At 61.2% G+C, this 12,312-nt stretch carries 14 protein-coding genes; 11 read left to right on the forward strand and 3 right to left on the reverse strand.

The genetic code is table 11. From position 1 onward, the window contains the following. Positions 1 to 11 precede the first annotated feature (11 nt). The 3 genes from ABH944_RS18970 to ABH944_RS18980 all read right to left on the reverse strand — a co-directional run bounded on the left by ABH944_RS18970 (position 12) and on the right by ABH944_RS18980 (position 2,506). Positions 12 to 1,046: an L-idonate 5-dehydrogenase gene (locus ABH944_RS18970; protein WP_404608223.1), complete on the reverse strand. Its 1,035-nt coding sequence runs from the start codon at positions 1,044 to 1,046 to the stop codon at positions 12 to 14. A 159-nt stretch (positions 1,047 to 1,205) separates the two neighbouring features. Beyond that, positions 1,206 to 2,267, reverse strand: coding sequence for a porin (locus ABH944_RS18975; protein WP_404608225.1), 1,062 nt, complete (start codon positions 2,265 to 2,267; stop codon positions 1,206 to 1,208). Between the two features lie 74 nt (positions 2,268 to 2,341). Further along, on the reverse strand, positions 2,342 to 2,506 hold the full coding sequence (locus ABH944_RS18980; RefSeq protein WP_404659445.1) for a hypothetical protein: 165 nt from the start codon (positions 2,504 to 2,506) through the stop codon (positions 2,342 to 2,344). 199 nt (positions 2,507 to 2,705) lie between these two features. Between ABH944_RS18980 and nac the strand changes: the two genes are divergently transcribed. From nac to ABH944_RS19035, 11 genes are all read left to right on the forward strand, one after another. Further along, on the forward strand, positions 2,706 to 3,653 hold the full coding sequence (gene nac / locus ABH944_RS18985; RefSeq protein ID WP_404608227.1) for a nitrogen assimilation transcriptional regulator NAC: 948 nt from the start codon (positions 2,706 to 2,708) through the stop codon (positions 3,651 to 3,653). A 161-nt stretch (positions 3,654 to 3,814) separates the two neighbouring features. Beyond that, the gene (accB, locus tag ABH944_RS18990) at positions 3,815 to 4,273 is read left to right on the forward strand and encodes an acetyl-CoA carboxylase biotin carboxyl carrier protein (protein ID WP_404608228.1); all 459 of its coding nucleotides are present in this window, start codon (positions 3,815 to 3,817) and stop codon (positions 4,271 to 4,273) included. A gap of 2 nt (positions 4,274 to 4,275) precedes the next feature. Further along, on the forward strand, positions 4,276 to 5,625 hold the full coding sequence (gene accC, locus ABH944_RS18995; RefSeq protein WP_404608230.1) for an acetyl-CoA carboxylase biotin carboxylase subunit: 1,350 nt from the start codon (positions 4,276 to 4,278) through the stop codon (positions 5,623 to 5,625). A 92-nt stretch (positions 5,626 to 5,717) separates the two neighbouring features. Beyond that, the gene (gene pxpB / locus ABH944_RS19000; RefSeq protein ID WP_404608458.1) at positions 5,718 to 6,389 is read left to right on the forward strand and encodes a 5-oxoprolinase subunit PxpB; all 672 of its coding nucleotides are present in this window, start codon (positions 5,718 to 5,720) and stop codon (positions 6,387 to 6,389) included. Beyond that, positions 6,386 to 7,390 (forward strand): 5-oxoprolinase subunit C family protein, encoded by a 1,005-nt coding sequence (locus ABH944_RS19005; RefSeq protein ID WP_404608231.1) that lies wholly within the window; start codon positions 6,386 to 6,388, stop codon positions 7,388 to 7,390. The genes pxpB and ABH944_RS19005 overlap by 4 nt, the downstream gene beginning before the upstream one ends. A gap of 4 nt (positions 7,391 to 7,394) precedes the next feature. Beyond that, entirely contained in the window at positions 7,395 to 7,832 is a 438-nt protein-coding gene (locus tag ABH944_RS19010) for an acetyl-CoA carboxylase biotin carboxyl carrier protein (protein WP_404608233.1), read from the forward strand. Positions 7,833 to 7,845: 13 nt separating this feature from the next. Next, positions 7,846 to 8,613 (forward strand): LamB/YcsF family protein, encoded by a 768-nt coding sequence (locus tag ABH944_RS19015; protein ID WP_404608235.1) that lies wholly within the window; start codon positions 7,846 to 7,848, stop codon positions 8,611 to 8,613. A gap of 37 nt (positions 8,614 to 8,650) precedes the next feature. Continuing rightward, on the forward strand, positions 8,651 to 9,391 hold the full coding sequence (locus ABH944_RS19020) for an SDR family oxidoreductase (protein WP_062091162.1): 741 nt from the start codon (positions 8,651 to 8,653) through the stop codon (positions 9,389 to 9,391). A 184-nt stretch (positions 9,392 to 9,575) separates the two neighbouring features. Further along, a complete protein-coding gene (locus tag ABH944_RS19025; protein ID WP_404608237.1) occupies positions 9,576 to 10,574 on the forward strand; it encodes a 2-hydroxyacid dehydrogenase in 999 nt (332 codons plus the stop codon). Between the two features lie 258 nt (positions 10,575 to 10,832). Then, positions 10,833 to 11,534 carry an amino acid ABC transporter permease gene (locus ABH944_RS19030; RefSeq protein ID WP_062091164.1) on the forward strand — a complete coding sequence of 234 codons (702 nt, stop codon included), beginning with the start codon at positions 10,833 to 10,835 and terminating at the stop codon, positions 11,532 to 11,534. 2 nt (positions 11,535 to 11,536) lie between these two features. Beyond that, positions 11,537 to 12,286 (forward strand): amino acid ABC transporter permease, encoded by a 750-nt coding sequence (locus tag ABH944_RS19035; protein ID WP_062091165.1) that lies wholly within the window; start codon positions 11,537 to 11,539, stop codon positions 12,284 to 12,286. Positions 12,287 to 12,312: the final 26 nt, after the last annotated feature.

Raw genomic sequence — 12,312 nt, forward strand, 5'->3', positions numbered from 1 at the left:
GGAGCCTCGGGTTATGCGAAATCCACGATGACTTTCATCGCTTTGGAGCGGTCGTTCGCGGTTTCAAAAGCCTTGAGCGAATCGCGATAAGAGAAGACATCGGATATCAGCGGCTTGGTATCGATCAACTGTTTGTTGAGCAGTTCAACGGCGACGGCAAACTCCTCATGAAACCGGAATGCGCCGCGCAAGTCGAATTCCTTGGCCACGATCACATTCATTGGCAGCGGCACATCGCCCCCGAGACCTACCTGGACGATGATGCCACGCGGCCGGATTGCATCGAATGCGCCACGCAATGCCGACGCGTTGCCGCTGGCTTCGAACAGCACGTCGAACGTGCCTTTGCCTGCGGCGAAGGGCAGGAGCGCATCGGGTGTCTGCAAGATGTTGAACGTCTGGTCGGCGCCGACCGCACGCGCGCTTTCAAGAGGCAATTCATTGACGTCGGTCGCCACGATATGCGCGGCGCCGGCGCGTCGCGCTGCCGCGACAATCAACCCGCCGATCGGACCGCATCCTGTGACCAGTACACGCTTGCCAAGCAATGGTCCCGCGCGGCGTACCGCATGAAGCGCAACCGACAGTGGTTCGGCCATGGCGGCTTCGGCATCGCTCAGCGCATCCGACACAACGTGTGCCTGCGATCTATTAATCACAATCTCCTGGCGAAACGCACCCTGGACGTGCGGCGTACGCATTGCGCTGCCGTAGTAGCGCATGTCGAGGCAGTGGTTCTGCAGACCTTGCTGGCAATACTCGCACTGTCCGCAAGGCTGGCTGGGACTGATCGCCACGCGCGTGCCGACGGGCATGTCGGTGACCTCTGCGCCTGCGCGGGAGACCACGCCTGATACCTCGTGCCCGAGCACCATCGGTTCCTTGATGCGAATGGTCCCGAAGCCGCCGTGATTGAAATAATGGAGATCAGAACCGCAGATGCCGCCGGCGCGGATGCGAATCAGCAGTTGATGCGCTTCCGGTTCGGGAGTGGGAACATCTTCGATTCGCAAATCCAGCGGCGCGTGAATCACGAGTGCATGCATGGAGAAAACCCCTTGTTGAGCGGTGCGTAGAGTGTGCACCACTCTACGGCCGGGTCTTCAGCTTGAACAAGATCGATTCGATCTGGACCGATAGGCTCGCCTTATGATTGGATGCGCACGGCTTCAGCCGCGCGCATTGACAGCAAGCCAATCAGTCGATCAGAACTTGTGGCGCAGGCCGATCGTCGCTTCGAACAGCGAGTTATGGCCGAAGAAGGGTTGGTTCGAACCTGCGCTGCCTGCCAGCGTGGTCCACGCGCCGGTCAGGTGGTTGTAGTCCGCGCCAACATAAACATCGGTTCGCTTGCTGAAGAGGTAGTCAAGCGTCGGGCCGGTCGTGATCCGCGTTCCGCTGGTATTCGCGTGATGCAGGAAGTCGATATAAAACGGCAGCATCACCTGCAGCGAGGGCGTGATGAAGTAGCTTGCCGCAACAGAGAACGAATCATTCCTGTAGTCAGCCGGATACACGTGGCTATAGATGTAGGAGCCGTAGAGCTTGGCGTTGCCGAGCGTATAGGTCGCGCCCGCGGTAAATACCTTCTGCGAACTGTCAGGGATCGTGATGCCGAAATACGTGCTGCCATAAGCCGTGGTCGACGGCGTCAGGCCGCCGATATCGTTGATGACCTGATAAGCGGCGCCCACGCTGAGCGGTCCGCGATCATAAGACAGGCTGACCGCAGGAGAAGAGTTTTGATGGACGTTGCCCGCGGTCTGGCCAAACGTGTAGGCGCTGCGCAGCGTAAACCCGGCCCAGGTCGGCGAGGTATAGCGCGCCGTATTGTCGAGGCGCCCACCGCCGGTTTCCCCCGCACCCTGGAAGCCCGTGGTCCCGGTGTAGTTCGAGAACGCATAGATGTCGTGCGTGTAACCCATCTCATGCACGAGCGTGTACTGGCGGCCAAGCGTGACAGTGCCGAAGGGCGACACCAGCCCAACCATTGCTGTGCGGCCAAAAAGCCGGACGGCGCCTGACGGGGTCGACTGCTGCGTCACCCCGGTGTTGGGCGTGAAACCGTTTTCAAGCTGGAAGATCGCCTTCAGGCCACCGCCCAGGTCTTCCGTCCCTTGCAGGCCCCAGCGGCTGCCCGAGAGTTCGCCGCCGCTTCCCATGGTGAAAAGCTTTCCGCCGGACGTGGTCTGGTGGTTATCGAAGCGAATGGCTTCGTCGATAATCCCGTAAAGGGTGACCGACGACTGCGCATGGGCGATGTTCATGGCACATGCCGTACTTAGTATACCGAAGCAAAGCTTTTTCATTTGTTTCCCCTGTTGTCGAAAGTCCAAACCCTCTATTTCCTGGCACGCTTTTGTGTATTACCGGCGCACTCGATCAGCGTTCTCTGCGCGGCATTTCCTGGCACGAACACGTCGCACCACACTTCCGGAAGATGCCGCTGCGAGACATACGTTGATCCGAAGCCCGGCACGGCGAAGCAGTGAAGATGCTTCGGCATGGCCGTATCGCACGATCGGTAACCACTGGCTTTTGTTGATGCGCAACGTTAAGCGGGTGAAAAAGTTAGCGCCAAGACGTCTTTGCGCTGGCGCAATAACATCCACTTATGGATAACGAACTTGAGGGTCGAACCCGCGCGACTGGGGTTTTTGACGGGTGTCGGCTGGGCGGACCTTGCCCTATCATCTGGAAATCGAATGACTTTTCAGGCGACGAACGTGAATTTGCGGCGACTCAGATACTTTGTGAAGATTGTGGATATAGGCAGCCTCACGCAGGCAGCCGAGGTCCTGCACATTGCCCAGCCGGCGCTCAGCCAGCAACTGATCACGCTTGAAAGCGAGTTCCAGCAGCAACTCCTGGTCCGGACCAAGCGTGGTGTAACGGCGACAGAGGCGGGCGCGACGCTCTACAGGCATGCACAACTGATCCTGCGGCAATACGAGCAAGCCCAGGCCGATGTGAAGAGCGCGGGCCAGACCCTGTCCGGGTCCGTGTCGGTCGGGCTCGCGCCGGGGACCGGTGCTTCCGCGTTGTCGCTGCCGTTGCTGACGTCCGTGCGGGCGCGTCATCCGGACATTCTTCTGTACATCAACGAGAACTTCGGTACGACGCTCAGCGAACTCATCATGAATGGGCGCATGGACATGGCCGTGCTGTACGGCGACAAGCCGGTCCATGGCCTCTCATTTCAGCTGTTGCTGAATGAGGAGCTCTTTCTCGTGGCGCCGCGCAGCATGGGCATCAGCCCCGGCCAGATTGCTGTCACCGACTTGCGCGACGTCCCGTTGCTGCTGCCCAGACCTTACAATTACCTTCGAAAATACGTCGACGAAGGGTTTGCTCGCGTCCAGATGGTGCCCAAGGTGGTCGCCGAGATCGAGTCGGCCACCACGCTGGCTGCGGCCGTGAGCGCCGGCATTGGCGCCACGATCCTGCCGGATTCGACCGCGCGCGTGGTGGCGGGGACCGGCGATGTCGTTCAATGCCGGATTGTTTCGCCCGTCATCAAGATCCCGCTTTCGGTGTGTTTGTCCGACCATCTTCCGCTCTCGGAGCCGGCTGCGGCGGTCAAGGACATCCTGCTCGAACTGGCTGCGGACCTTGCGCTGGGTGTCGCTCCAGCTGTCAGCGCCGAACCATAAGCGCGCCTTATTGCTACAAAGCCAAACCGTCTTGGCGCGAATGTTATGCGCCGGATACATTGAGTTCATCGTTATTCGCCAGTGAGCGTGGCTCGCGGGCGTCGCGGTTTGCCGCACAGCTTTCAAGCGTCGGCGCATGAATAACCGGGCTGGACTCAATGATGGATCTACAAAGAATCAAGGCCTTGATCGACCTGCTCGCGCAGTCGCCGCTGGCGGAAATCGAGTTGATAGAAGGTGACGACAAGGTTCGGCTCGTCAAGACACCGGGCGGCCGCGCAGGTTCGGCCGGCATTACAACTGCATCGACACCGCTCGCTGGACCGCAAGCAGAGTCTCTTGCACCTGTTCCCGTTGCATCGTCCGGTCCTGCTGAAAGCGACACCCATGTGATCGAGGCGCCGATGTTCGGCGTCGTGCATCTCACGCCGGCGCCGGGAGAAGCGCCGTTCGTGCGCGTTGGTGACACCGTGGCGCAGGGCCAGGTCCTCTGCACGATCGAAGCGATGAAGATGTTCAATTCGATCGAGTCCGAGGTCGCTGGCACGGTCCTGGCCATTCTTGTCAATGCAGGCGATGAAGTCGAGTCAGCCCAGCCGTTGTTCCGGATCGGACGCTGATCATGTTCAACAGGGTCTTGATTGCGAATCGCGGAGAGATCGCGCTGCGAATCCAGCGCGCTTGCCGCGAGCTGGGACTGGAAACCGTCGCGGTTTACTCCGAAGCCGACGCGGATGCCCGCCATGTACGTCTCGCCGACCAGGCGATCTGTATTGGTCCCGCGGCGCCGGGGCAAAGCTATTTGAATGCCGCGGCGATCGTGTTCGCCGCGCATGTCAGCGGCGCCGAGGCCGTGCATCCGGGTTATGGATTTCTATCGGAGAACGCGGACTTCGCCGAACAGGTCGAGGCGGCGGGCATGGCTTTCATTGGTCCGGAACCTCGCTCCATACGCACCATGGGCGACAAGGTGGCCGCCAAGCGTGCGATGCGCGCTGCAGGTGTGCCGTGCGTTCCCGGACCCGAAGGCGGCTTGCCTGAGGACGCTGAGGCTATCCTGAGGGCCGCTGAGGAGATTGGTTATCCGGTAATCGTTAAGGCGGCCGGAGGCGGAGGAGGCCGCGGTATGCGCGTCGTGCCTGAGGCCGCACAACTGCTTGACGCCGTGGCCGTGACACGCGAGGAAGCTCGTCGCGCGTTCGGGAAACCCGAGCTCTATGTCGAGAAGTTCCTCGAGCATCCGCGCCATGTCGAAATCCAGGTCCTGTGCGACACCCACGGCAACGCGCTCTGGCTGGGCTCGCGTGACTGCTCCATGCAGCGGCGGCACCAGAAGGTGCTGGAAGAGGCGCCGGCGCCCGGCATAGATGCAGAGCGGATTCGTCAGGTCGGCGAGCGCTGCGTGGAAGCATGCAGGCAGAACGGGTACCGGGGCGTGGGGACGTTCGAGTTCCTCTACGAGAACGGCGAGTTTTACTTCATCGAAATGAACACGCGGTTGCAGGTCGAACATCCGGTGACCGAGATGACCTCAGGTATTGATGTGGTTCGCGAGCAGATTCGCGTCGCGCAAGGTCACGCGCTCTCCATCACTCAGGAGGATGTGCTGACGCACGGCCACGCGCTCGAGTGCCGTATCAACGCGGAGGACCCGTCGACCTTCATGCCTTGCCCCGGCCGCCTCTCGCATTGGGAACTGCCGGGCGGAAACGGTGTGCGCGTCGACTCCCACATGAGCGCGGGGCTCACGGTGCCGCCCTATTACGACTCCCTGATTGCCAAGGTCATCACTCACGGGGCAACTCGCGGGGAAGCGCTCGCGCGCATGCGGATTGCGTTGTCGGAAATGCGCATTGAAGGCATTCGAACGAATGTGCCGCTGCATCGCGCGGTACTCGACGATCAAGACTTCTGCGCGGGCGGTGTTGACATCCATTATCTGGAACGCTGGCTGGCAAGGAGAACGAATTGAGTCCGATCCTTGAGCTCGCGCCCGACGCAACGACTGCGGGCGCGATGACTTCCGACGGTCCTCCACGACATGTGCAAGGAAAAGTGCGCTCGATGACCCCGATCGACCCCGATCAAAGACCGCGAATCAGCCTGCTTGGGACGAGCGCGATGTTGTTTGAAGCACCCGGTGAACTCGATCTGCAGACGCAGCGCCGCATCTGGGCGCTCGGGCGCCGCGCCGCCGCCTGGGAGGGTATCCGGGAGGCTGTTCCCGGCATGTCGAACCTCATGCTCACGTTCGACCGGCCGCCGCGCCAGCCAGCCTCGCTGGCCGCCGCGCTGCACGACGCCTGGGCAGAAGCCGAGGAGATGTCGCTCGAAGGCAAGACCGTTGTGCTGCCGGTTCAGTACGGCGGCAATTTCGGGCCGCATTTGAGCGACGTGGTCGCGCATACCGGCCTGCAGGTGGATGAGATTGTCGCGTTGCATAGCGAGCCGCTTTACACGGTCTATGCGTTGGGCAGTCACCCTGGATATTGCTATCTCGGCGGCATGGACCCGCGCATTGCCGCGCCGCGCCGCAAGGTGCCGGTGCTTGGGTTGCCGGGCGGAGCGGTATCAATAGGCGGAGTACAGACCGGCGTTTCGGCGTCGGCGGGGCCGAGCGGCTGGAACACGATCGGTCACACGGACATGTCGTTCTTCGACCCGTCCCGCACGAATCCGGCCATGCTGGCGCCCGGCGACATGATCCGCTTCAGCGTCGAAAGGATTGTCCGATGATCGAGGTACTTTCCAACGCCGCCCTGGCGACGATCCAGGATCAGGGCCGCCAGGGTTATCTGCGATACGGCGTGGGCACGTCGGGTGCGATGGACCGCGTAGCGCTTGCCGTGGGTAACCTGATGCTGGGCAACCCGGACGATGCCGCCGGCATCGAAATCCCGCTGTTCCCGTTTCGCGTCCGCTTTACGGAAGACACCGCGTTTGCGTTGACCGGAGCCGACTGCCCGGCGCGTCTTGGCGAGCGTCCGGTATTGCCGTGGTGGACCTTGCAGGCAAAGAAGGACGACGTGCTGACTATCGGCGTGCCGGCGAGCGGCGCGCGGTGTTACCTCCTCCTCAAGGGCGGCGTCGACGTGCCGGTCGTGCTCGGATCGCGCAGTACGCAACTGCGCGGCGAGTTCGGCGGCTTCCTCGGACGTCAACTCAAGAAGGGCGATGTCGTTCAGGCAGCGGCAGTTGAACCGGCGCACGGCGAGAAGGCCGGGAGCTCAGCCGGGTTCGGCGTGATGCCCCCTTCGTGGACGCTTGGCAGGCTTGAAACGAGTCCGGTGAGCGATTCCACCGACACCGTGGTGCGCGTGTTGCCAGCCGCCGAGTACGAGGCCTACGAGCAGGATTCCATTGAAGCGTTCTGGCGGAAAAGCTGGAAGGTTACGCCGCAAAGCGATCGCTATGGGTATCGGCTTGGCGGCCCGGTGCTGAATTCAAAACGTCCGGTGGAGATGCGCTCGCACGGCATTGTGCCGGGTGTGATCCAGGTGCCCCCCAGTGGCCAGCCGATTATCCAGTTGCGCGACGCCCAGCCGTCGGGCGGTTACCCGAAGATCGGCACGGTCATCGAGGCGGACCTTTGGCGGCTGGCACAGGCGCGCATTGGCACGAATCTGCGCTTCGTGCAGACCAGCTACGCAGAGGCCGTCGACGCGCTGGATGAACTCGATCGCTATATGACAAAGTTGCGCAGCCTCGTCGGGCTGCATCGCGGTGACAGGCCGTAGCGCGATGACACAGGGAAAAGAATTGCAGATCAGCGAGCTTCGACAGATCACCGGATGGCTCGAAACGGCGGGCATCGGGTTTATCGAAATTGGCGGCAAAGGGACTTTGGTTCGGCTGACGCTCGAAAGTGAGGGCGAGCGCGACGGCGAGGGCGGTGTTGCGGCGAATCCGCAACCCGCGCCAAGCGTGAGGCAGGTACAGGTCATCGCTTCGTCCCCGGGTGTCTTGCTGACATGCCATCCGATGCGGTCAACGCCGTTCGTAGAACCGGGTGCGCAAGTCAGGCAAGGCGATGTGCTTGGCTTGCTGCGTATTGCAGAGCTTTGCCTGCCGGTGGCCGCACCGTGCGACGGGGTTGTCGTGACGTGGCTGGTCGACCCGGGCGCGACCGTGGGATACGGGACCGCACTGATGAACCTGGCGCCGGCCGGCAATATTTAAATGGAGAGACAGCGTGGAAATCGATCTTAACGCGGACCTGGGCGAAGGCTTCGGTCCCTACAGGATGGGCGAAGACGAAGCGATGATGGAGATCGTCTCGTCGGCGAACGTGGCATGCGGCTATCACGCGGGCGATCCGGTAATCATGGACCGGACCGTGCGTTTGACGCTCGGGCGGGATATCGACCTTGGCGCGCATGTCGGCTTTCCCGATCTCATGGGCTTCGGGCGCAGGCCCATTCAAGCTGATCCGCTTGAGCTTGCCAAGTACGTGCTTTACCAGATGGGCGCGCTCGCGGGCATTGCGAAAGCCGCCGGCGCACACCTCACGCACATGAGTTTTCATGGCGCGCTCGGCAACATGGCGGCGGCATCGTACGAACTGGCCGAGCCGCTCGTGCGCGCCGTGGCCGAGTTCGATAACCGCATCATTGTCAGCGTCTCGACGAACACGCAGATTGAACGTGCCGCCGATAAAATCGGCATGCGGGTCGCGAATACTTTTCTTGCCGATCGTGCCTACGACAACGAAGGCAACCTCGTCTCGCGCAAGCTCGAAGGAGCCGTGATCAAGGATCGTGCAGAGGTGCTTGCCCGCGTCACGCAACTGCTGCAGGACGGCACGGTCACGACCATCACCGGCGAGCGTCTGAAGATAGCCGTGCAGTCGATCCTGCTCCACGGGGACACGCCCGGGGCAGTCGAACTCGCGCGCACGGTGCGGGGCGCGATCGAATCCTCCGGCGGCCGGATCGTGCCGCTATCGAGGCTTATCAAGTAAGCGCCAATTTTTAGTGAATCAGGAACAGGGGTAATTCATGCCGTTTTCAGACTACAAGACCGCGTTGGTCACTGGCGCTTCAACCGGAATGGGTGCTGCGATTGTCGAGCGTTTCTGCCGCGAAGGGCTCGAAGTGCATGCGCTCGCACGCAATGCGGAGCGACTGAACGAACTGGCGGAGCGCACCGGATGTATCCCGCACGCTATTGACGTTTGCGATCTCGACGCGGTGACCAGGCTGACCGGGCAGGTGCAATTCGATATTGTCGTGAACAATGCGGGCGTATCGCGCAAGGGCTCGATCCTCGATGCGAGCGTTGAAGATATCGACGTGCAGGTTGAAGTCAATCTTCAGGCGGTGCTGCACATTGTCAGGTTGACCATGCCCGGCATGGTGGCGCGTGACCGCGGCCATATTGTGAACATCAGCTCGATCGCGGCCATTTACAACTTCGGCGGCAACTCGATCTATCACGCGACCAAGGCGGGCATTCACGCGCTGTCGCGCCAGTTGCGCGTCGATGCGACCGGCAAGCGTGTGCGCGTGACCGAGATCTGCCCCGGCCGCGTGGCCACCGATATTTTCGGGCACGTGCATGGCGACATCGAGGCGGCGCGCAAGCAATTCATTGACGGCTTCGAACTGCCTTTGCCCTCGGATATTGCCGACGCCATTGCATTCGCGATTGCGGCCCCGCTCGCGGTCAACATTAGCAACATGGAAATTCTGCCGACCCTGCAGGTGCCGGGCGGCTTGACGACGATCAAGCGCGATTGAGCTGCTTAAAGCAGATTTAAGCGGTTCCAAGCCACTTTAAGCCGCTCCCATGTACGCGGCGCCGTAGCAAACGCGCGCCGCGCCGGCCGCCTCGGATCGCGACGAATGCCCGGCGCTTATGTCCATGCCGGCGCATTCGCGCATCTGATTCGCAACTCTTATTGAATCATCCGGAGATCACCCTATGCGCTTTTCCGTTCTCGTCACGCGGGCATCGTTTCCCGATATCGTCGAAAAACTGAGCGAGCATTTCGACGTGACCGATAACCCGTCGGACACTTTGTGGACCCAGCAGGAATTGATCGCTCGTCTGCAAGGCAAGCGCGGAGCAGTGACGGCGGGAAGCGACCGGATCGATGCAACCTTGCTCGACGCGTGTCCGGAACTCAAGGCCGTGTGCAACATTGGCGTGGGTTACAACAACGTCGATGTCGACGCGTGCACTGCGCGCGGCGTGCTCGTCACCAACACGCCCGACGTGCTGACACAGACCACGGCGGATTTCGGCTTTGCCCTCATGATGGCCGCCGCTCGTCGAATGACCGAGTCCGAGCGTTTCCTGCGAGCCGGCGAATGGGTCACGACGGGTCGCTTCGACATGTTCGTGGGCGGTGACGTGTACGGCGCCAAACTCGGCATCCTGGGGATGGGCCGCATTGGACAGGAGATTGCAAAACGTGCGTCGCGCGGTTTCGGCATGGACGTGATCTACCACAACCGCACGCCGCTGGCGCCGGAGATAGAGGCCGAGTGCGGTGCGCGTTATGTCGAGAAGGAAGTGCTGCTTCGCGAGTCCGACCATCTGATTCTGGTCGTGCCGTATTCCGCCAGTTCGCATCACGCGATCGGCCGCGCGGAGCTCAGGCAAATGAAGTCATCAGCCACGCTGACGAACATCGCGCGAGGCGGCGTAGTTGACGATCTCGCGCTCGCCGAGGCATTGACCGAAGGCGCCATTGCGGCCGCGGGCCTCGACGTATTCGAGGGCGAACCTCAGGTCAATCCCGCGTTGCTGGCTTGCAAGAACGTGGTACTGACGCCGCACATTGGCAGCGCATCCATCAGGACACGGCGTGCCATGGCGTCACTTTGCGTCGATAACCTGATCGCCGCGATCAACGGCGGCCAGGTGCTCACCGCAGTGAATCCGCAAGTTTTGCCGCAGGCCTGCGCGCCGGCTTGAGCGACTCGGAAAAATGGCTTTCAGGGAAGGCTGAAAAACTGGCGTACGTCCTTTCCTGGCCTGGCTTTCGCGCATTGTCACGGAGACCATTCCGCAAACTTATAGCACCAGATGAAAGGCGTCTGCATGGTCAATTTTTTGCGAGCTAGTATGAATTCATGGCGAACGTCGACAGGATCTTCGGGCAGTCAAACGAGGATCTCGTCGACCCACCCGGGCACCTGGATCGGGGTGTTCTAAACCCTTTGGACGCGTGACATGAGACTTCATTTCGACCTGGCAACGGTGCTGCAAGGCGACTACGGCGCCTTGTTCCTGCATGGCGTGGAGCTCACGCTCGCGATGGCCGGACTGGCGTGGTGCCTGTCGCTCGTGGTGGGCATTCTCCTGACGCTGATCCGGCTGACCAACCGGCGGCCGGCCACCCTGTTCGTGGCGACCTTCGTGGCGTATCACCGTAACGTCCCCACGCTCGTGCAGATCCTGTTCTGGTACTTCGGCATCTCGACCCTGCTGCCCATGCCCGTGCAAGACTGGCTGAACCAGTACAACGGCCAGTTCATCTTCGCGGTTGTCGCGATCGGGCTTTGCAGCGGCGCTTACTTGTCCGAGGACATTCGAAGCGGGTTGCGGGCCATCTCCTACGGACAGTACGAAGCGTCGCGCGCGCTGGGGCTGAACTTCGTCAGCGGCATGCGTTACGTGATTCTTCCCCAGGCGTTGCGCAACTCGATTCCGCCGATGGTGAACCACGCGGTCGTGCTGTTCAAGAACACCAGCCTCGCGATGGCGATCGGCGCAGCGGAACTGACGTACGTCACGCGCAAGGTCGAGAACGAGACGTTCCTGTCGTTTGAATCCTATCTGGTCGCGACCGTGCTCTATCTCGCCCTCTCGCTGGTCATCATGCTGGCGGGCGCCAGGATCGCGGCGCACTACCGAATTCCGGGAGTCAGGTGATCATGTTCGATGTCTTGCGCGACAACTGGACGTTGCTGCTGATCGGGCAGTATCCGCATGGTCCCATTGGCGGTATCGTCGTGACAATCCTGCTGTCTTTATCGGCGCTTGTCATTGCCATTCCGTTGGGCATCCTCGTGGCACTGGCTCGCATCAGTCACTTCAAGGTATTGCGTGCACCGGCAACGGCACTGGTCTATACGGTCCGCGGCGTGCCGCTGCTCATGGTTATTTTCTGGGTCTATTTCCTTGTTCCGGTACTGACGGGATATCCCGTGACCGGATTCGTGACCATGCTGTGCGCTCTGGTGATCTACGACTCGGCGTATCTCGGCGAGATCATTCGTGCAGGCATCGAGGCTTTGCCGAAGGGGCAGACCGAGGCGTCGAGAGCGCTGGGCATGAGCTACCTGAAGACCATGCGCGCGGTGATCCTGCCGCAGGCGCTCTATAACGTGGTCCCGAGCATGGTTACGCAGTTTGTCTCGACTATCAAGGAGACATCGCTGGGTTACATCATCAATGTCCAGGAAATTTCCTTCGCAGCCGACCAGATCAACAACCGGTTGATGACCAAGCCATTCCCGGTCTATCTGATTCTTGCGTTGAGTTACTTCATTCTTTGCTACGCGCTCACCCAACTGGCCCATTACCTTGAAAGGCGCGTGACCAGCAAGCGGGCAGGAAAGCGCAACAAGACGCGTCCCGGTGCCGAGCAACCGCTCCTTGAAACCGCAGTGAGCGAGCACTGAGCGCTTAATCGTTCAAAGGATCCGAC

Source organism: Caballeronia udeis, assembly GCF_044909315.1.
Classification (GTDB): domain Bacteria; phylum Pseudomonadota; class Gammaproteobacteria; order Burkholderiales; family Burkholderiaceae; genus Caballeronia; species Caballeronia udeis_A.